Genomic DNA, 19,756 nt, shown 5'->3' with positions numbered 1-19,756 from the left:
GATTCGGTGTACGAACGTCCTACTCGACCGGTGGCGCTCCGGAACGGGACGTATCGAGTCACTGTGATCCCGGTCATTCATAGCGGACGGACGAATAGACGGGGATATGCAAGCCGTCGTGCTCGCCGCAGGCGAAGGAACCCGCCTCCGTCCCCTCACCGAAGAGAAACCGAAAGTGCTCGTCGAGGTCGACGGAACGCCACTCATCGAGGACGTCTTCGACAATCTGATCGACATCGGGGCGACGGAGTTCATCGTCGTCGTCGGCTACCGCAAGGAGAAGATCATCGAGCGGTACGACGACGAGTACCGGGGCATTCCGATCACGTACGCACACCAGCGCGAGCAACTCGGACTCGCTCACGCGATCCTGCAAGCGGAGCCGTACATCGACGACGACTTCATGCTCATGCTCGGGGACAACATCTTTCGCGCCAACCTCAGCGACGTCGTCAACCGACAGCGGGAAGATCGCGCGGACGCAGCCTTCCTCGTCGAGGAAGTCCCGTTCGACGAGGCCTCTCGCTACGGCGTCCTCGACACGAACGAGTACGGAGAGATCGTCGAAGTGGTGGAAAAGCCGGACGATCCGCCGTCGAACCTCGTGATGACTGGCTTCTACACGTTCACGCCAGCGATCTTTCACGCCTGTCATCTCGTGCAACCGAGCGACCGCGGCGAGTACGAACTGCCGGACGCGATCGATCTGCTCATCCAGTCAGGGCGGACCATCGACGCGATCCGTATGGACGGCTGGCGCGTCGACGTCGGCTATCCGGCGGATCGCGACAAGGCCGAAGACCGGCTGCTCACGGAATCCGAACGGGAGTGACCGTGGCGGATCGCCAGGGCCGGCGAACGGCGACCGCGGTCGACAGGCCGACGTAGTCGGCCCGACCACTCACGCCGACTGCGGCGTCTCGAGGCTCTCGTACTCCCAGATCAGGTCGAAGTACCGTTTCATGCCGGCGACGAACGAGCCGTTCTCCGTGATCGCGGCCTGTCGCCGGTAATCGGGCACGTCGGTCTCCTCGACGAGGAAGATTGCCTTCCCCGAATCGTACTCCATGCTCGGGTCGATGAAGGTGCCACGCCAGGGTAGCACCGTTTCGCTGAATCGGTAGTCGATCGCGGGATACTCGCTCGCGATTCGGTCGACGATCTCCGCCTGTACCGTCGCCTTTTCCTCGGGAAGCGCCCGCGGATCGAGGAACAGCACCGAGATCTCGAGGTCGCGCTCGAGCGCATCGTCGACGGCCGGTTCGACGTCGTCGAAGTACGCGAAGCTGTTCGTGATGACGAAGACCCGGTCCGACGCGTTCTGGTAGAGCTGTCTGGTCTCCGTCTCGCTCGGCTCGCCGACGTCGACGACCGAAAACAGTTCGGACATCGGTGACACTTCCTCGTCGGCCTGCTCGTAGCGCGGCCCGAACTCCGCGATGAACTCCTCTTCCAGGCCGTCGACCGCGTTGCAGTAGTCCTCGTACTGCTGTCGCCGGTTCTCTTTCGCGCGCTCGAGGATTTCCGCGGGCGATTTCGGCTGGTACTGTTTCGGACGGCCGGGGATCACCTTGATGAAGCCGTACTCGGAGAGCGAGTCGAGAACGCCGTACACCCGCGCTTTGGGGATACCGGTCGCCTCGGAGACGTTCGGCGCGGTCGTCCGGCCGGCGCTCAGCAGGTGGGCGAGGGCCGTGGCTTCGTACTCCTTCAGGTCCAATCGCTGGAGCAGTTCCGTCGAACCGGTTCGCGTACCCATTGGCGACCGATTGGCAGTGGAAGACCGTAAACCCGAGTGTTCGACGTTCCGCGGGCGAACGGGCCCCGAACGAGTGACCGGCGGGAGTTAGGCGTTCCGCCGGAGCAGTTCCCGCACCGACTCGTCGACCGTGTGGCGCGCCTCCCAACCGAGTATCTCGTTCGCTTTCGAGGTATCGACCGTGAAGTCCTCGACCATCGTTTCGGCGCTTCGGGGGTTCTCGACGAGTTCGACATCGACCGAGACGCCGAGTTCGTCGCGGGCGAGTTCCTGTACCGTCTCCGCGACCGACATCACCGACGGGTCTTCGTTGCCCGCGATCTCGTAGGTCTCGGTGCCCGTGTCGCCGTCGGCCAGCTGCTCGAGCAGCCGTTCCGTGCTCCGGACGTAGGATCTGGCGACGTCTTTGACGTGAACGAAGTTTCGGGACTGCGTCCCCGGTTCGTACACCGTCAGCGGCTCGCCGGCCGTCGCACGGTCGACGAAGAAATTGATGACGGTGGGTTTCGAGACGACCGTGTCGCCGACGACGTGGTCGCCGTAGAGGTTCGACTTCAGGAACAGGTGGGCGGGGAACGCCCCCTCGGCGAACGACTCGATGGCCCGCTCGCTTATGTACTTCGTCCGGCCGTACCAGTTGAACGGATCCCGCGGGAGGTCCGCAGTGATCGGGAACGTCTCGGGATCGCCGAGAACGGCCATACTGAACGGAAACGCCATCGCTGCGCCGGTCTTTCGGCAGAACCAGGCGACGTTGTTCGTCCCCGTGACGTTGACGTCGTAGGTCAGATCCGGATTCTCGTCGCAGTCGTCGACGCCGCTGACCGCCGCCAGGTGGAGCACGACGTCCGCGCCCTCGAGACAGTCCTCGAGTCGCCGTCGGTTTCGGACGTCGACGTGGGCGATCTCCGTCTCGCCGACGGCGTCGACCTGCCCGAGGAACTGGTTGTCGAGCGCGGTCAGCTTCCACTCGGGGTGGGCCGCCTCGAGTTGCTGGACGACGCGGCTGCCGATGTAGCCGGCCGCACCGGTGATCGCGATCGTGGGCTCGTCGGGAGCAGTCTCGGAGTCGCTCATGCTTCGACGACCTCGGTTCGATTTCGCCGCAACTGATCCGCGAGTTCGCGGACGCCCCGGCGGAGCGTCCACTCGGGTTCGAATCCGGTCTCGGCCAGTCGATCGAAGTTCACGTGGTAGGACGGGCCGGGGTGTTCGTCCTCGAGGTACGTGATGTCGAGGTCGCGCTCGAGTTCGTCGCGGACGATTTCGGCGATCTCCGAGATCCGATAGTTCCCGTCGTTCGACCCGACGTTGTAGACCAGCTGCGGCCACGACTCGGGCTCGAGGGCGGCGTGGGCGTACGCCCGCGCCGCATCCGCGACGTGGATGAACGGCCGCCAGTTGTTGCCGTCGCCGTAGACCGTCAGCGGCCGATCGGTCAGCCCGCGGAAGACGAAGTGGTTCACGACCAGATTGAACCGGATACCCGGTGCCCAGCCGTAGTTCGTGCTCATCCGCAGCGCGGTGCCGTCGATGCCGTAGTCGTCCATCGCGTCGGCGAGCAACCGCTCGGACTCGACTTTCGATTCTGCGTAGGGGTTGAGCGGGTCCTGTTCGGTCTCTTCGTCGATGTTCGTACTGGCGGCGCGCCCGTAGTTGTTACACGAGGACGCGAACACGAGGGAGTCGACACCGAGTTTCCCGGCGGCGGTGAGCACGTTCTCCGTCCCGTGGCGATTGACCGCGAACGTCTCCTCGCGGCGGTCGTGCGTCGAGGCCGCGCCCGTAATCGCCGCCAGGTGGACGACGCGGTCGACGCCGCGCATCGCGCTCTCGACGTCGCCGTACTCGCGGACGTCGCCGCGGCGGAAGTCCAGTCGGTCGTCGATACACCCGCGGAGGTTCGCGGGGGAACCGGACGCGAGCGAATCGAGGACGACGACGTCGTCGACCCGGTCGTCCTCGAGCAACAGCGGAACGAGTTCGCTACCGATGTACCCGCATCCGCCGGTCACGAGGACGCGCATGCTACTCGTCCTCCGTCAGCACGCCGGGGAGGAACCGATCCTCGTGCGATTCGACCGTCTCCCGGTAGTCGACCAGCGTCCCGAGGATCTCTCGGACGCCCTGTTCGAACGTGGTCGACTGGCCGTCGATCAGGGCCGCGTAGCGGTCGTTCTCGATCTCCATCTTGTGGGTTTCGTCCTCCTCGCGCGGGTTCTCGAAGTGTTCGACGTCGACGTCGAGATCGAACTCGTCGGAGACGCCGGCGATCGTCTCCGCGATTTCCACGATGCTGATCGCTCGCGTCACCTGATTGTAGACGGTGTAGTCGTCGGGTCTCGCGTCGGGATCGGAGACGGCTAGCTGCGCCAGTCCCTCGACGGCGTCCTCGAGCGCGATGAATGGTTTGCGCTGTTCGCCCCGCCCGTAGACGGTCATCGGGTAGCCGGCGACGGCCTGTGCGCAGAAGCGGTGAGCGACGACCCCGAAGTAGTAGTCGAAGTCGAAGCGAGTCGCCAGCCGCGGGTCCGCGGCCGTCTCCTCGGTCTCGGTCCCGTACGTGATCGCGGTCCGGACGTCCGAGACCGGAATGTCGAACTGTTTGTGCGCCAGGCGCATGTTCGCCGCGTCGTGGCTCTTGGTGAGGTGGTACCACGAGCCGGCCATCGCGGGGAACGGTACCTCGTCGCGCTCGCCCTGGTTCTCCATCGTCGCGCCCCCTTCCGGGATCGGGAACTCGGGCGCGCCGTAGACGCCGGTCGTCGTCGTCTCGATGAAGTGCGTGTCCGTCAGGCCCTGTTCCTCGAGCCCCCACAGCAGGTTGCGGGTCGCCTGGAGGTTGTTGTGCTGGGTGTAGTTCGCCCGCTCGCCGTTGATCTGGGAGTACGGTGCCGACGGCTGTGCAGCCGTGTGGACGATCGTCTCCGGTTCGTGGATCGACAGCAGGCGGTCGACGGTCGCCTTGTCCGTGAGATCGCCCTGCACGAACGACAGGTTGGTGAGGCCGTGGACCGACTCGGCGGCGGCGATCCGGTCGTCGATGTCGGTGACTGGAACGGCGCTCGTCGAGCCGACGGATTCGACCCACTCCCGTCTGGCGAAGTTGTCCACGAGGACGACTCGGTCGGTCGTTCGGTTCGCGATTCGAAGTGCCGTCGGCCAGCCGATGTAGCCGTCCGCTCCCGTTACGAGTACGGTCATAGTTACTCAGATACTGAGTAAGTAGAGATATAAGTGTTATCGTTGATCGCTGATTGGTCGTCGCGACGCGAACGACGGTCGAACGGCCAGCGGTTCGAATCGCTCTCGCTCACGCGAACCGTTCGAGAAGGCCACGAGTTCCGTCCGTTACACCCGCGTAATATCCTGTTTGCGGGGCCGTATTTGTCAACTATCCTACCAAATTGCCGAAGGACTTAATTAGGTGGTCGGAGTTACTCAGAAAGTGAGTACCATGACAAACGAGCGAGACGCGCCGGACGACGAGGAAGAGCGGGACCGAGACCATCTCTCGAGCGTCGACGACGGCTGCGGGTGTACCGAAATCTGGGAGCACCTCGCCGACCACCGAACGGACGACTAGAGAACAGTTGGTTACCGGCTCACTCGACAGTAACGCTCTTCGCGAGGTTTCGCGGCTTGTCGATCGACCGCCCCTGCAGGTCCGCGATGTGATAGGCAAACAGCTGGAAGTAGACGTTCGCGACGAGCGGCGTCACGTATCCGAGGTCGGGCACCTCGAGTTCGAGGTCGAGCGAGTCCGTCTCGACGGTCCCGTCCGTGACCCCGATCGCCGGTGCCTCGCGCGTCTGCGCTTCCGTGACGTTGTTCAGCGTTTCGTCCGGACGCGAACGCTCCGTCAGCACCGACAGGACCGGCGTGTCCCCGGTGATCAGCGCCAGCGGACCGTGTTTCAGCTCTCCCGCGGCGAACCCCTCCGCGTGATCGTAGGCGATCTCCTTGAGCTTCAGCGCGCCTTCGAGCGCGACCGGATAGCCGAACTGCCGACCCACGAAGAAGAAGGCATCGGCGTCGGCGAACCGTTTGGCCCCCTCGAGCACGCGATCCTCCTCGTCGAGCACTTGCTGGACGGCCCCCGGCAACCCCCGGAGGTCCTCGAGCACCGCTCGGGCGTCGGTGGCTGCGAGCGAACCGCGCTGTCGGCCGATTTCGACCGCTAACAGCGCGAGCGTCGTCACCTGCGAGGCGAACGTCTTGGTCGCCGCGACCCCGATCTCCGGGCCGGCGCGGATGAACACCGAGTCTTCGGTCTCGCGCGTTACCGAACTCCCGAGCGTGTTCGTCACCGCGAGCGTTCGAGCCCCCGCCCCGCCAGCGCGACGAATCGCACCGAGGGTGTCCGCCGTCTCGCCGCTCTGGGTCACGGCGATGACGAGCGTCCGCCAGGGATCCCGGCCGCCGTCGAAGGAGTACTCGCTGGCGATCTCCACCGTCGCGCGAACGTCGGCGAACTCCTCGAGCAATCGCGCCGCGTACTGACTCGCGTAGTAGGACGTCCCGCAGGCGACGAGCTGGATCTCCTGGAGCGACTCGAGGTAGCCCTGCGGGAACGCCACGTCGAGGTCGGCGTCGCCGCGTTCGACGTCGATCCGTCCCGAGAGCGTCTGCCGGAGGGACGTGGGCTGTTCGTGGATCTCCTTGCGCATGTAGTGCTCGTAGCCGCCCTTCTCCGCCGCGTCGGCGTCCCACTCGACGGTCTCGACGTCGCGATCGACGACGTCGCCGTCGCGGTAGACCGTCGCGGACCCGCCCTCGAGCGAGACGACGTCGCCGTCCTCGAGATACGTCACGTCGCGCGTCCGGTCGAGAAACGCCGTGACGTCGCTCGCGAGGAACGACTCGCCGTCACCGTGGCCGACGACCAGCGGGCTCTCGTGGCGCGTCGCGACGATCCGATCGCTTCCCGCACGCACCGCGGCGATCGCGTAGCTCCCCTCGAGCCTGTCGACGACGCGTTCGAGCCCGGAGAGCAGATCGTGACCGCTCTCGAGTTCCCGCTCCAAGAGGTGTGGGATGACTTCCGTATCCGTCTCGCTCGAGAACACGTGACCCGCGTCGGTCAACTCGGCTTTGATCGCGTCGTAGTTCTCGACGATGCCGTTGTGGACCACCGCGACGTCATCGGCTTGCCCGGTGTGCGGATGCGCGTTTTCGTCCGTCGGCGGCCCGTGTGTCGACCAGCGGGTGTGACCGATCCCGCAGGTGGCTCCCGGGACGTCGGGAACGTCCAGTTCGCTCACTTCGCCCGCGCGCTTCGCGATCGTGAGATCCTGTTCCACGAGCGCGACCCCGGCGGAGTCGTAGCCGCGATAGTCGAGGTTCTCGAGGCCGCTGTAGACGATCGGACCGGCGGGTTCGCCGCCGACGTAGCCGACGATTCCACACATGTTATCCCCTCCTGACGATCGCGTCGGGTTCGATCCGTCCGTCGACGCTCACGCCGTGATCGACGGTCGCGCCGTCGCCGACGACGGTCCCGGGCGCGGCGGTGACGCCGCTGCCGACGGTCGCGTTGTCGCCGACGACACCGCCGAGATCGACGTCCTCGTGGACTTCACCCTCGACGACGACCGTGGTCGATCCGCCCGCGATCGTCGCGTTCGCGCCGATCCGCGCGTTGCCGGCGACGATCGCGTCGCGAACGACGGCACCGGCTTCGATGACCGCGTCCGAGAAGACGACCGCGTTCGAGAGCACGGCGTTGGCTTCGATCGTCACGTTGTCGCCGATGGCCGTTCCGCCGCCGATCGTCGCGTTCCGACCGAGCGTTACGTCGTCCCCGATCGCGGTATCGCTTGCGACGGCATCGTGATGGAGCGTCGAGTCGTCCTCGTCGACTTCGTCGATCACTGCCGCGTTGATCTCGAGCAAGTCCCAGAGGTGCGAGACGTCCTGCCAGAGGCCGCGGTAGCGGACGGCTCGAATCGATCGTTTCTCGGCGATCCGCTCGAGCGTCGCCGTGATCGCCAGTTCGCCGCCCTCGGTCGGCGTCGCCCGGATCGCGTCGAAGACCGATTCGTCGAACCCGTAGACGCCGGCGTTGATCACTTCCGACGTGATCGGCTCCCGCGGTTTCTCGCTGATTTCGGTTACGCGCTCGCCGTCCATCGAAACGACCCCGTAGTCGCTTGCGTGATCCGATCGTGTCACCGCCATCACCGGCCCGTCGCTGGTCCCGACCTCGTCCCGGACCTGCTCGACGAGCGACGCCTCGACGAGGCGGTCGCCGTTCAGAACCAGGAACGATCCCGTGACGGCCGACTCGGCCTGCGCGATCGCGTGCGCCGTGCCGAGCTGGTTCTCCTGGACGACGTACTCGATGTCGATCCCCCAGTCGTCGCCATCGCCGAAGTAGTTCCGAATCCGCTCTTGCTGATAGCCGACGACCAGGACGATCCGCTCGAGACCCGCATCCGCGATCGCCGAGACGACGTACTCGAGTATCGGGCGGTTCGAGACGGGAACCATCGGCTTGGGCCGCCGATTGGTCAGCGGCTCGAGCCGGCGTCCCTCGCCGGCCGCGAGGACGACGGCTGACACGTTCTCCTCTTGCATATCACATGCGTGCGACCCGACCGTTTGAATAGGTGCCGGTAAATGAGAGCTTTGAGTCGAAAATCAGCGCGCGAACGCGGGTGATCGGAATTTCTGCCCAGTTCACCCGACGGATTGTGCGCTCGATCGACCGGCGTCCGGTCAGCCAGTCGCGAACCGGTCCGTCCGCCGACGGCTCGCTCGGTCCACGCCGTCGGCTCGATCCCGATCACCGCCGTCCGTTGTGGCCATTTCCAGGGTAACCATCAAACGCGGGGCTATCGATACCACACGTATTCCGGCACGGAGACCGGGGGTCCGGTCTTCGGCGGAAACATTCCACGAAATCCATGGTTGACAACTCTTCGACCGAGACGACGCCCGACCGCGCTCGCTTCTCCCGCCGCGGCTATCTCGTCGCGGGCGGCCTCAGCGCCGGGCTAGTGGGCGGCTACGTCGGTCTCGACAGATTCCTCGAGCAGCGGTCGACGGACGACTCGCCGCCGCTCGGCGACCCGCCCGTGACCGGCGAGGACTTCCTCTGGCTCGGCGGCGGCCTGTGGCACGACGTGGCGATCCGGGAGAACCTGTTCGCGTTCGCGCGCCGCCACGACCTCGCGGTGATCCTCGTCGTGAGCGACCTGAGCGACGGGGCGGCCGACGAGGCGTTCGAGACGGTGTTGACCGCCGCGAGCGAGTTCGACCTCGACGTCTGGCTCAACGTCGGGCTACTGAACGCCATCTCCGCGTCCGCGTTCGTCACTGAGGACGACACCCGCGAGGAGTACCTCGGTCGGCTCCGCGAGGTGGTGGCGGCCCACGGCGACCTGTTCGATACCGGGCGAGTCGTTCTCTGGCAGGAAGCACCGGTCATGGGGCAGTGGGCCGAGGGCGGGGAGTGGAACCAGGCGGCGGTCGGCAACCTGGTCGAGTTCGGCCCGCAGATCTTCGACGCCCAGAAACGAGCCGTCGAGTCGGAAAACGACGCCCTCGAGGTCGGGCTGTTCGTCCACTTTCCCTACATCGTCGATTCGAAGCGGCCCGAGGTGTTCGAGTCGCTGGCGCGCGGCCTCCGACAGCGAAACGCCATGCCGGACTTCGGGTTCGTCGACTTCTATCGCGGCTGGTACGAGAAGGACGTCGGCCCGCAACCGGCCAACGCCGCCGTTCGCAGCCTCGTTTCGAACGTGCGAGCCGCCCTCGACGACCGACCCGTGTTCTACCTCGGACAGAGCCATACGATCAACCCGAACCACACGCCGAGCAAGCAGGCCATGCGGATGAACCTGCGCGCCTCGCTCGAGTCCGGGGCGGCCGGCCTGGGATGGTACATTCGAGGCGGATACGTGCCGACCGAGAGCGGCTTCGACCCGTTCGTTCCGAACGTCGACGGCGCCGAGGTCGACGGCGACTCGATCACCACGCTGACGGTCGCTCGCGATCGGTTCCTCTACCCGTCGCTGGCGACGCTCGCGGCCGGCGATCGGTTCGAGGCGGACGAGGCGTTCGATCTCTGGCTCGTCGGTGACGAACTCGGCTTCTACGACCATCGACTGTCGCTGCGAACGGCCGACGGGGGCTGGGAGTACGTCGGCGACGTCGGCGGCTACGCCGACGGCGAATATCCGGACGGGAGCGCGGCGACCGACCGAGCGACCGTCTTTCGCGGGCTGGATCGGGACCGGTTCCTCGACGGGGGAGCGCTCGACTGCCGGCTCGAGACGGTCGAGGACGGTTCCGGCACCGACCTGCAGGCGGCGTTCGTCATGCCGTGCGACCCGGACGACTACGTGAGCGAGCGGGACGCCGCCCGGTTCGCCCGGGGGGACGCGCCGCTCGAGGAGTTCAGCCTCGGCCAACGGACCGATCGCACGCCGTTAGTGCCCGGCGAGCGGCGACGGGTCACGATCCCGATCACCGACGCGGCGGGCGAGTCGCTCGAACGACTCCGGCACCCCGATCACGCCGACCTGATCGGTCGGCTCGCGTCGTTCGAAGAGCGCGAATCCGTCGATCCGGCGGCCCGCTTCGACTGCTGGATGAGCGGCTCGGGGCTGGCGGAGCCGGCCGCACTCCCATCGATCGTCGACGGCGACGGCACCGAGCGAACGCCGGACGACGTCGGCTTCGTCGCGTCGACGGACTCGCTGGCGATCTGGTACGGGCTCGAGCGCGACCGGTTTCTCGGCGAGGACGGGCTCGAGGTAGCGGACGACGCGGCGGCGGCCGTCGACGCGGTCTACGCGATGCCGTACGCGGGCTCCACCACCTTCCGCGCCCCGACTCGCGCGGCTGCCCTCCTCGACGAGCAGCCCGACGAAGCGGAACGCTTCGCGCTCGAGTACACGGCTCCGGACTGACCGAGCCGGCAGGTCACGGCGCGGCGGACGCCGACTCGAATCGGCGTTTGGCCGCCCGGACGACAACCGCACACAGCCCGGCGACGAGCGACGGCCAGCGGTCGGTGCTCATGTAGAGACTGCCCGCCGGCGGACGGAACTCCGTGAACGGCCAGAAGGCGGCGTAGGAGTACCCCGTCGGCGTCATCAGCCCCAGATCGAGAACGTGGTGTGACACGGCACCGAGCAGGACCAGCGCGATCGCGTCCCGCCGGTACTCGGGTGCGAACAGGAGCGATCCGAGCCCCGCCACGACGAGCGTCCCGCCGAGCGTGTGCAGCGGCCCCCAGGCGAACGGAACGCCGAGCACGTAGCCGACGAACTCCGACGGGAACACGAGATCGATCTTCACGAAATCGGGCGAGAGCGCGCCGATCATGACGAGCCCGACGTGTGCCCGCCGAATCCGCTCGTACCGGATCGACAGGAGCGTCCCGACGACGTAGCCGACGAGGACGTGGGTGAGGACGTCAGGCACCGCGATCACCGTCGCTCGCGTCCCCAGTGGGGAGGACGTCCCGGAGCGAGAGCGGAGCGGCCCGCGGGACGAACGCGAGTCGGTCGCGGTCGAACCGCCAGTCGCGGGCGAACCGGCCGAAGGCCCAGAGTCCGGCGACGAACGACGCGACGAGCATGTACACCGTCCCGGCCACATCGCCGATCGTCGTGCGCTCGACGACGAGCGTGGACTCGTCCTCAAGCGTCCCGAAGGCGGTCGCGCGGTCTCCCCGCTCGAGGGGACCGTCCGCGTTCTGCAGTCTGTCGTCCGCGTTCACGAGGGTGTATCTGCCGTATCCGTTGGCGCGAGTTGCGACGACGACGGGGTCCGTGTCGACGATGCGGCCGCCGAGGACGACTCGCTCGCCGACGTACGCCTCGCGGTCTTGGTTGACGTCGAGTTGGTCCGGGTAATCGCTCTCCATCAGGTCGTCGGTCGTCGCGCCCGCCCACAGCACGAGTCCCGCCAGGACGGTGAGGAGAACGATTCCGGCGACGAGACGGCCGTGTCTGCCGAGGGGGTCCTGCATACCACTCTTCTCCGATCGGTGGTCTCCCTTGAAAGAATATCTTTCGAGTTCGCCACACCCGCGATCGGCGGCGGCGGTACGCGCGCCGCGACTCGATCGCTCGGTTCGGCGCGGTCACGACGGACCCCGTCGACTGGTCAATCAGTAACCTTTTGCAGTTCGGTGGGGGAGTATTGCCCAATGGAAGACGACGCGGTTCGGACGGGCTCGAGTCCCCGCTCGGACGGCGGCGAGACCATCGCCGTGACCGAGGAAACCGCCGAGATCTCGGCCGACGACGTCTGCGTGCTCATCCCGACGCTCGACGAGGCGGCCACGATCGGCGACGTGATCGAGGGCTTCTACGAGCAGGGGTACACGAACGTCGTCGTCGTCGACGGCGACTCCACCGACGAGACCCGCGACATCGCCCGCGATCACGGTGCCGAGGTACTGGTCCAGTCCGGTTCCGGGAAGGGACAGGCTGTCCGCGAAGCGCTCGAGTACGTGACGGTGCCGTACGTGTTGATGGTCGACGGCGACGGCACCTACGATCCGGCCGACGCCGACAAGATGGTCGAGCCCCTCTCGCGGGGGTACGAGCACGTGATCGGGAATCGCTTCGCCGACATGGACGACGACGCGATGCGCGCGCTGAACGGCTTCGGCAACCGGATGATAAACCGCGCGTTCGGGTTCGTCCACGGGGCCAACTACCAGGACATCCTCTCGGGGTATCGGGCGTTTACCGTCGACTCGTTCAGACGGCTCTCGCTCGACTCCGACGGGTTCACGATCGAGACCGAACTCGCCGTCGAGTGCGTCAAACACGGGGTCGAGACCACGGTCGTCCCGATCAGTTACAGCGCCCGACCCGACGAGTCGGAGACGAACCTGCACCCGATCAGAGATGGCGGCACGATTCTCCTGACGCTGTACACCCTCGCCAAGACGAACAACCCGCTGTTTTACTTCGGAAGTCTCGGACTGGGGGGCATCGCCTCGGGGACGTTCATCGCGGCGTACGTCCTCTGGGAGTGGGTCCAGTACCACCAGAGCCACGAGGTCATGGCCGTCGCCTCGGCTGCCGCGATCATGCTGGGCGTCCAACTGCTCATGTTCGGCGTCCTCTCGGACATGCTCGTCACCCTCCACCGCGAGCAGCGCCGCCGACTCGAGCGGATCGCTCGAGAGTCGAACGACCGGTGACCGCATCAGGGCCCCTCAGCGAGCCCGACCGGGACGTTGCTTCGCGGACGAAACGCGACGACCAGCTGGCGTCGGCCCCCCGTGTCCGGACTCAGAACGGCAACAGCGAGCGGACCTGCGCGACGACGCCGCTCGAGTGCGTGTGTCGATACTCCTCGAAGGGCTGGTGAAGCGCGTTCAACAGCTCCTGTCGGGAATCGAACTGCTCCGCCGGGACGTCGGCGAGTATCTCGCTCAGCGCCACGTCGTTCCCGTGGACGTCGTAGGGGATGCGTTCGTGACCGAGCTCGGCCCTGACGTCGTCTTTCGTGACCGGAAAGGTGAGATCAGCGTCCCTGAGATGAGCGTCGACGGCAGCGATGCCGAACTCGATACTGTCGGGTTCCTCGTCGTCTCCGCTCGATGGTGGCCGGACTCCCATGCCTGTACCTCTCGCTACGGAGCCTGATATAAAAATGCCTGTGGAGACGGGCGAGGGGCGACCGCCGTTGCTGCTCGGAGAGGCCGCTGCTGTCACTGCTCGGAGAGGCCGGAGACGGGCCTCCCGGGCGGGGATCGGTCGCGCCCTGCCGACACTCCTTTGGGGGCCGCGACGGAGTATGGCGTATGACCGAGTACACCACGGTCTCGATCCCGAAAGATCTCGCGGACCGCGTCGAGGAAACGATCGACGGGACGAGCTTCCAGAGCACGAGCGACCTCGTCCGGTTCCTGCTGCGCAGCATCGTCATCCAGCACCAGAAACAGGGCGAACTCACCGAAGCGGAGTTCGAAGAGATTACCGAGCAGCTTCGCGGACTCGGCTACCTCGAGTAGGACCGACGCGCGCCCGCCGTCGCGAGGGGCGCGTCCGAATCCGAAGCCGGGTCTCCTCCACGCCGAACGTTCGACCCCGCACTCGTTTTCGACGGCCTTCGGATCGACGTTTCGAGGGGCGAACGGCGCGACTCAGTCTGTCAGCGATTGCCCCGGCGGCAAGGCGTCGACGATCTCGAGGGGGTGGCGCTCGCCGCTCCGGTCGAACGCGGCGAACGACCGCTCTTCGACCGTCCACGGCGGGACGGCGACGAAGACGATCTCGGCCAGATCGTCCCGTCGCGTCACCTCGAGTTCGCCGACGGGGTGGGAGACGAACCGGCCCTGTGCCTGCCGGGCGGGCGTCGAGAGATCGACGCCGAAGACGGCGTTGACCGAGTTGCCCGGATCGGGGAGATAGAAGTCGGTGAAGACCGGCGTCTCGGCCGGGAGGCCATCCGCGCCCTCGAGATCGCCGGCGGGGCTGACGGAGACGCCGGTCGTCACGTCGTCCGGATCCGCGTCGCTGGCCAGATCCAACAGGACGTCGACGAGCGCGCGAGTTACGTAAACCACAGGCCACCTTCGGGTGGATAGTAGTTAGATGTATGCCCACCAGCGGTGCGAGTCGGAGCCGGTCGCACTCGCTTCAGACGGGAAGCAGGTCCCGGACGATCCCCCCGTACAGCCGCGGCGTCCGCTTGCGGGAGCCGGCGAGCGCGTCCTCGAGCGTCTGCGATGCACCCTCCATGATACCGGAGCCGTGGCCGACGAGCACGCGTTCGGGGGCGACGCCACGGAGGGCCGCCCGCGGGGGGTTCAGTCGCAACATGGGGTGGACGCCGAGGTGCTCGTCGCCGGCCAGGAAGTAGTCGACCGTCCCTACCGTTTCGGGAACGACGAGCGTGCCGTCGGTCGGGTCGTAGAGCGCGACTTCCTGCCAGAAGCGGTTGTCGACCACGGGAAACGCCTGTAGCCCGGTATCGGAGAGTTCGTCGTCGAACCGGGCGACCGGCGCGTCGAGTTCCTCGGTGACTCCCTCGAAGAACTCGGGGAGGTAGACCGGGACGTCGTGGCGGTCCGCGACGGCAGCGGCGTCGCGTTTGTGTCGGTCGAGCATGACGACGACGCCCGCGACGTCGCCGAACTCCGCGAAGAGTTCGTCGATCCCGTCGGCGTCGACGGGGTCGAGAACCCAGACGTCACCGTCGATCTCGAGGGCGTGACTGGCGCGTCCCATCGTTTCCTCGGGATAGGCGATCCAGCCGACGCCGCCGTCGAATCGGTCGATCTCCTCGAAACTGCTCGGCCGCTCGTCGACACGTGAAGCCATGCCATAGGTTACGAGACGTAACCCCATAAGCCTGGGTAAACGATTTCTCGGGAGTTCCACGTTGTTTCACCTGACCGAGGGCGGCTGCGCGAGACCTGTCGCCTCCGGCGACGGGATCGGCGACGCTTCTATGCGTCCCCTCCGCGTACGGTCGCGCATGGTAACCGGGCTGGCCTGGCTGGCGCTCGAGGCCAAGTACCTCGAGCCGGCGAGGGAGTTCTACGAGGAACGGCTGGGACTGACCGTCCGCGAGCGGCGGGCGGACGAACTCGTCTTCGCGGCCGGCGAAACCGATCTCCTGCTCCGCCGGCCGGCCGGATTTCCGCGCGGCGGGCTCCACACCCACTACGCGTTCTCGATCCCCGAGGGCGAGTACGACGACTGGTGGGACCGACTCGGCGACGAGTACGACCTCGAGGAGGCGCAGTTCGGCCCCGCGCGGTCGCTGTACCTGTACGATCCCGACGGCAACTGCGTCGAACTCGGCCAGCAGGACGTGGCCGGACCCGGAATCGACGGGATCTTCGAAGTCGTTCTCGAGGTCGAGGACCTCGACCGCGCTCGGGAGTTCTACGAGGACCTCGGCTTCGCGACCGTCGACGAGGGCGACGACCGCACGCGCGTGCGGCTCCAGGGACCGATGGCGCTCGAGCTCTGGGAGCCCCACCTGGGCATCGCGGACGCCCGCGGCGGCGTCCACGTCGACCTCGGGTTCGAGACGGACGATCCGAATGCAGCGCTCGAGGCCGTTCGCGACCGCGTTCGAGCGGTCGACCGGGAATCGGACGGAGAAGTCGTGGTTCGCGATCCAGACGGACACGTCCTGACGTTCACGTCGTCGTGACGTGGTCGACGAACTCGACAGATCGGTCCGTCAGCAGCGACGAACACGACCTGACGGGCTCCGCCCGTCGAACGGGAGTCCGATGCGAGATCGATACCGCCGGCGGTAACTATGCGACTCGAGTACGTCACCGTATGCTAGTTGTACAGTACCCGTGAATAAATTGTAACTACGACGTGCACAAAGGAGGAAGATAGATCACGGCGGGGTCCACAGATGTCTGCCACCACTATCGGACGGGTCCTCAGTGACGGGCTCGAGTTCACGTCTCGAGCGATTTCGTACGGCAAACGCCGGTTCGACGTGTACGCTGGACGCGTCCGAGGCAAGCGAACGATGAGTCAGAACGGGACCGCAGTCACCTTCGTGACCGAGGGCCGAAGTTCGGATTCGCTGAATTACTTTCACTTGGCCGAACGAACGATGCTCGACGCGTTCCTCGCCGAACTCGACGACGGGGATACCGTCTGGGACGTCGGCGCAAACCTCGGGTTTTACTCCTGCTTTGCGGCCGCCCACGCGGAGACGGACGTCGTCGCGTTCGAACCGGTCCCCGTGCTCTGCGACCGAATCCGGACGAACGCGTTCCGCAACGATCTCTCCGTTCGCGTCCAGCAGTACGCGCTGTCGGATTCCGAGGGATCGATCACGATGACCGAGGAGACGCTCGGATCCGCACACGACGGGCCACTCACTGCGACCACGAAGCGGGGCGATGCAGTCGCGGACGAGCTGGGGGTTCCGAACGTCGTCAAGATCGATGTCGAGGGGGCCGAACCGCTCGTGCTCGATGGACTGGAAGAAACGCTTCGCACGGACGGCTGCCGGGCCGTGTTCTGCGAGATCCATCGACCGAAAGCGTCGCGCACCTCGGTCGAAGACTTCGGGTCGAGCGTCGACGACGTCCTCGAGACGCTTACGTCCGCCGGCTTTTCGATTACTGCGCTAGCGGACCGGGAGAACGAACTCCACGTGATGGGAACGAAATAGGGCCCGTCACTACAGTCGTTCCGTACTCACGTCCACACCCGGCGGCGTGACGACCAGAAAGCCCCGGAAGTGGACGAGGTTGCCGCCCGATTCCTTCACGTCCCGCGCGAACCCGGACGCCAGTTCGTTGACGTCGCCGTCGACGTTCAGGATCAGTACGTTCCCCTTCGAGATTCCTTCGAGCCACTCGTCGGCCGGCGTCTCCCCGTCGAGGACCCCGAGGACGATACTGCCCTCGAGCTCGAGTTCGTCGTCGATGTGCTCCTCGACGGCCCGAAGGTCGAGGTCGAAGTCGCTCATACCGGGTGGGTCGAACCGGGGCGAGAAAAACGTTCGCCTCCGACCGTTTGCTCTGTCGTTCGAAAGACGCGTTGCGTCTTTCGTGATCACGAGACGGCGGAGCCGTCTCGAACGACGGTCTGCCGTGCTGGTGGCTACGCCACACAGCACGGCGTCCCTCGGCAAACGGTCGATCAAAAGCACTCCTCTTTCCGTTTCGGCTCGCTACGCGAGCCTGGCTCACGGCTTCGCCGTTTGCCTGATCGCGGCGCGTAGCGCCGCGCTCTCCACATCGGTCGTCGGTCCGCTCGCGGTTGCTATCACATACTCAGTCCATGGGGAACTCCTTCTGGAACCCGCGGAACTCGGTGCGGTGGGCCTCCTCGTCGGTGAGAATCGTCACCGCCACGTCCTCCGTAACGGGATCGTTCGCCTCGGTCGCGGCCTCGATCAGGGACCGGTAGGTCTCGATGGCGTCCTCCTCGGCCGCGAGGACGCCCTCGATGACCGACTGGACGTCCGTCGTGTCCTCGGGTGGCTGGAGGCTGTGCTGGGTGGCCTCGAACCCCTCGGACCCGGGCGGGGACTCGTCGAGTTGCTTCAACCGCTCGCCGAGCATCTGCGCGTGGTCGAGTTCCTCCTGAATATCCTCCTCGAGGCTCGCCTTCACCTCCTCGGCGTGGATTCCGTCGAGGACGATCGCGTTGGTCTGGTAGTTCATCACCGTCTCGTGTTCGTCGACGTACGCGCCGGTCAGCAGGTCGGTGATCTCGTCTGTCGTCATGCGCACCGTCCTATCACGACCACACATAAAGTGTTGACACGCGCGCTCGCCTCGATCGTCAGTGTCTTCGGTCGATTCCGCTCCGGTCCTCGAGCGGAGAGTCGCGAATAGTCGAAATCGTCGCTCGCACTCGTATCCATGCGGCTCTGTGTGACTCCCCGGGATAAAATGAACGCTCGTGAAGAAATGGTCGCCGCAATCACAGAGTGTACACTTCGGTCTGCAGTTGGTCGCCCGCACTGACCGAACGTCGACCGGCGACCGCGCGCCAGCGCTCGAGGGTGTCGAGCGGGAGCGAACGGCCGACAATCGGCGGTCGATTCCGGCGTATCGGGCCGGTCGCTCGGCGCTGGCCTATACTGTATTAGGATGTAGGGTCAGATAATAGGTCGTCGCAGTCTTGCGGTTTTCGGATAAACACGAACGATAATTATAGAGCAGGCCGTCGAGCGGAGTCCCCTGCAGCGGTAGTTTTATATACATCGTCGCACGTCGGGTTCAGATACAATGTCTTCACAAGACAGCCCATCCTCTGATACCAATCAGGGGGGTCGAGTTCTTCCAGGGCACGTTAGATTCCACTGACGAAATAGAGTCAGCACGTGTCTTCGATACGACCCTCCGGGACGGCGAGCAGTCACCCGGAACTTCGTTCTCCTACGACGATAAACGGCAGATCGCGTCCATTCTGGACGAGATGGGAACCCACGTCATCGAGGCCGGGTTCCCCGTCAACTCCGACGCGGAGTTCGAGGCCGTTCGTGATATCGCTTCGGCGACCAGTTCGACGACCTGCGGCCTGGCCCGCGTCGTCGACGGAGACATCGAAGCCGCACTCGATTCCGGCGTCGAAATGGTGCACACGTTCGTCAGCACCAGCGACGTCCAGATCGAGGATTCGATGCACGCCACCCGGGAGGAAGTCGTACAGCGCGCAGTCGAGTCGGTCGAACGCATCAAAGAGGCGGGTGCGACCTGCATGTTCTCGCCGATGGATGCGACTCGGACCGACGAGGCGTACCTGATCGAGGTGATCGAAGCGGTCACCGAGGCGGGAACCGACTGGATCAATATTCCCGACACCTGCGGCGTCGCCACGCCGACCCGATTCCGGGCCATGATCGAGAAGGTCTGTGCCCACACCGACGCGCGGATCGACGTCCACACCCACGACGACTTCGGGCTGGCCACCGCCAACGCCTTGGCCGGGATCGAAGCGGGCGCAGCGCAGGCGCAGGTGTCGGTCAACTCGATCGGCGAGCGGGCCGGCAACGCCGCCTACGAGGAGTACGTGATGGCCGTCGAGTCGCTCTACCAGTGCGATACTGGTATCGACACGACGCGCATCGCCGAGCTCTCGAACGTCGTCGAGGAGAAAAGCGGCATGGACACGCCGGGCAACAAGCCCATCGTCGGTGCCAACGCCTTCTCCCACGAGAGCGGTATCCACGCCGCCGGCGTCATCGAGAACTCCGATACCTTCGAACCCGGCGTCATGACCCCGGAGATGGTCGGTGCCGAACGCCGACTGGTCATGGGGAAACACACCGGGACTCACTCGGTCCGCGAGCGGCTCGTCGAGTGCGGGTTCGACCCCACCGACGACCAGGTCCGCGCGGTCACCCGCCGCGTCAAGGACTACGGGGCCGAGAAACGCCGAGTCACCGTCGACGACCTCGAGCGCTTCGCCGAGGAGGCCGACGTCGAGCGTCAGCACGAGGAGGAGGAGGTGCGCGTCTGAGGGATGTCCTCCCCGTTTGCCACCGTTCGCGAGCCTCGGCTATCGCGTTCGAACGATC

Annotated in this window: 21 protein-coding genes; 8 read left to right on the top strand and 13 right to left on the bottom strand. The window is 65.9% G+C overall.

What is annotated here, in order from left to right; genetic code table 11:
* Window positions 1–106 precede the first annotated feature (106 nt).
* Window positions 107–832, top strand: coding sequence for a UTP--glucose-1-phosphate uridylyltransferase AglF (gene aglF, locus BMX07_RS22070; RefSeq protein WP_090622655.1), 726 nt, complete (start codon window positions 107–109; stop codon window positions 830–832).
* Window positions 833–901: 69 nt separating this feature from the next.
* Here the strand turns inward: aglF and BMX07_RS22065 are convergent, their stop codons facing one another.
* From BMX07_RS22065 to BMX07_RS22050, 4 genes are all read right to left on the bottom strand, one after another.
* Complete coding sequence (locus tag BMX07_RS22065) at window positions 902–1,759, bottom strand: TrmB family transcriptional regulator (protein ID WP_090622649.1); 858 nt, start codon at window positions 1,757–1,759, stop codon at window positions 902–904.
* 87 nt (window positions 1,760–1,846) lie between these two features.
* On the bottom strand, window positions 1,847–2,836 hold the full coding sequence (locus tag BMX07_RS22060) for an NAD-dependent epimerase/dehydratase family protein (RefSeq protein ID WP_090622643.1): 990 nt from the start codon (window positions 2,834–2,836) through the stop codon (window positions 1,847–1,849).
* A complete protein-coding gene (locus BMX07_RS22055; protein WP_090622639.1) occupies window positions 2,833–3,786 on the bottom strand; it encodes an NAD-dependent epimerase/dehydratase family protein in 954 nt (317 codons plus the stop codon). Before BMX07_RS22055 ends, BMX07_RS22060 begins: the two co-directional genes overlap by 4 nt.
* A gap of 1 nt (window position 3,787) precedes the next feature.
* A complete protein-coding gene (locus BMX07_RS22050; RefSeq protein WP_090622636.1) occupies window positions 3,788–4,963 on the bottom strand; it encodes an NAD-dependent epimerase/dehydratase family protein in 1,176 nt (391 codons plus the stop codon).
* 244 nt (window positions 4,964–5,207) lie between these two features.
* Between BMX07_RS22050 and BMX07_RS24785 the strand changes: the two genes are divergently transcribed.
* A complete protein-coding gene (locus tag BMX07_RS24785) occupies window positions 5,208–5,345 on the top strand; it encodes a hypothetical protein (RefSeq protein WP_175480238.1) in 138 nt (45 codons plus the stop codon).
* A 19-nt stretch (window positions 5,346–5,364) separates the two neighbouring features.
* On the opposite strand, the gene glmS is transcribed toward BMX07_RS24785, so the two are convergent.
* On the bottom strand, window positions 5,365–7,170 hold the full coding sequence (glmS, locus tag BMX07_RS22045) for a glutamine--fructose-6-phosphate transaminase (isomerizing) (protein ID WP_090622632.1): 1,806 nt from the start codon (window positions 7,168–7,170) through the stop codon (window positions 5,365–5,367).
* Window position 7,171: 1 nt separating this feature from the next.
* Complete coding sequence (locus BMX07_RS22040) at window positions 7,172–8,338, bottom strand: sugar phosphate nucleotidyltransferase (RefSeq protein ID WP_090622627.1); 1,167 nt, start codon at window positions 8,336–8,338, stop codon at window positions 7,172–7,174.
* A 329-nt stretch (window positions 8,339–8,667) separates the two neighbouring features.
* On the opposite strand from BMX07_RS22040, the gene BMX07_RS22035 reads away from it, so the two are divergent.
* A complete protein-coding gene (locus BMX07_RS22035; RefSeq protein WP_090622624.1) occupies window positions 8,668–10,677 on the top strand; it encodes a hypothetical protein in 2,010 nt (669 codons plus the stop codon).
* 13 nt (window positions 10,678–10,690) lie between these two features.
* Here BMX07_RS22035 and BMX07_RS22030 read toward each other — a convergent pair whose 3' ends face one another.
* On the bottom strand, window positions 10,691–11,203 hold the full coding sequence (locus tag BMX07_RS22030) for a metal-dependent hydrolase (protein ID WP_090622621.1): 513 nt from the start codon (window positions 11,201–11,203) through the stop codon (window positions 10,691–10,693).
* On the bottom strand, window positions 11,187–11,744 hold the full coding sequence (locus BMX07_RS25350; RefSeq protein ID WP_090622618.1) for an OB-like fold-containing membrane protein: 558 nt from the start codon (window positions 11,742–11,744) through the stop codon (window positions 11,187–11,189). The genes BMX07_RS22030 and BMX07_RS25350 overlap by 17 nt, the downstream gene beginning before the upstream one ends.
* A 180-nt stretch (window positions 11,745–11,924) precedes the next feature.
* On the opposite strand from BMX07_RS25350, the gene aglJ reads away from it, so the two are divergent.
* Window positions 11,925–12,932 (top strand): S-layer glycoprotein N-glycosyltransferase AglJ, encoded by a 1,008-nt coding sequence (gene aglJ, locus BMX07_RS22020; RefSeq protein WP_090622613.1) that lies wholly within the window; start codon window positions 11,925–11,927, stop codon window positions 12,930–12,932.
* 91 nt (window positions 12,933–13,023) lie between these two features.
* On the opposite strand, the gene BMX07_RS22015 is transcribed toward aglJ, so the two are convergent.
* The gene (locus BMX07_RS22015) at window positions 13,024–13,353 is read right to left on the bottom strand and encodes a DUF5789 family protein (protein ID WP_090622609.1); all 330 of its coding nucleotides are present in this window, start codon (window positions 13,351–13,353) and stop codon (window positions 13,024–13,026) included.
* Window positions 13,354–13,538: 185 nt separating this feature from the next.
* On the opposite strand from BMX07_RS22015, the gene BMX07_RS22010 reads away from it, so the two are divergent.
* Window positions 13,539–13,748, top strand: a complete 210-nt coding sequence (locus BMX07_RS22010) for a ribbon-helix-helix domain-containing protein (protein WP_090622605.1) — start codon at window positions 13,539–13,541, stop codon at window positions 13,746–13,748.
* Between the two features lie 132 nt (window positions 13,749–13,880).
* Here the strand turns inward: BMX07_RS22010 and BMX07_RS22005 are convergent, their stop codons facing one another.
* Both BMX07_RS22005 and BMX07_RS22000 read right to left on the bottom strand, forming a co-directional pair.
* On the bottom strand, window positions 13,881–14,303 hold the full coding sequence (locus BMX07_RS22005; protein WP_090622598.1) for a JAB/MPN domain protein-containing protein: 423 nt from the start codon (window positions 14,301–14,303) through the stop codon (window positions 13,881–13,883).
* Window positions 14,304–14,376: 73 nt separating this feature from the next.
* The gene (locus BMX07_RS22000) at window positions 14,377–15,060 is read right to left on the bottom strand and encodes a hypothetical protein (protein WP_090622594.1); all 684 of its coding nucleotides are present in this window, start codon (window positions 15,058–15,060) and stop codon (window positions 14,377–14,379) included.
* Window positions 15,061–15,217: 157 nt separating this feature from the next.
* Between BMX07_RS22000 and BMX07_RS21995 the strand changes: the two genes are divergently transcribed.
* Entirely contained in the window at window positions 15,218–15,904 is a 687-nt protein-coding gene (locus BMX07_RS21995; RefSeq protein ID WP_090622590.1) for a VOC family protein, read from the top strand.
* Between the two features lie 216 nt (window positions 15,905–16,120).
* On the top strand, window positions 16,121–16,894 hold the full coding sequence (locus BMX07_RS21990) for an FkbM family methyltransferase (RefSeq protein ID WP_090622587.1): 774 nt from the start codon (window positions 16,121–16,123) through the stop codon (window positions 16,892–16,894).
* 9 nt (window positions 16,895–16,903) lie between these two features.
* Here BMX07_RS21990 and BMX07_RS21985 read toward each other — a convergent pair whose 3' ends face one another.
* Together BMX07_RS21985 and BMX07_RS21980 are read right to left on the bottom strand one after the other, a co-directional pair.
* Complete coding sequence (locus BMX07_RS21985; RefSeq protein ID WP_090622584.1) at window positions 16,904–17,194, bottom strand: DUF5779 family protein; 291 nt, start codon at window positions 17,192–17,194, stop codon at window positions 16,904–16,906.
* Between the two features lie 307 nt (window positions 17,195–17,501).
* Window positions 17,502–17,957 (bottom strand): ferritin-like domain-containing protein, encoded by a 456-nt coding sequence (locus tag BMX07_RS21980; RefSeq protein ID WP_090622580.1) that lies wholly within the window; start codon window positions 17,955–17,957, stop codon window positions 17,502–17,504.
* A 502-nt stretch (window positions 17,958–18,459) separates the two neighbouring features.
* Here BMX07_RS21980 and BMX07_RS21975 point away from each other — a divergent pair.
* Window positions 18,460–19,698, top strand: coding sequence for a LeuA family protein (locus tag BMX07_RS21975; RefSeq protein WP_449289582.1), 1,239 nt, complete (start codon window positions 18,460–18,462; stop codon window positions 19,696–19,698).
* Window positions 19,699–19,756 lie beyond the last annotated feature (58 nt).

Origin of the sequence: Natrinema salaciae (assembly GCF_900110865.1) — an archaeon.
Taxonomy (GTDB): domain Archaea; phylum Halobacteriota; class Halobacteria; order Halobacteriales; family Natrialbaceae; genus Natrinema; species Natrinema salaciae.
Note: the sequence above shows the minus strand (reverse complement) of the source record. Positions and strands in the feature narration are given on the sequence as shown.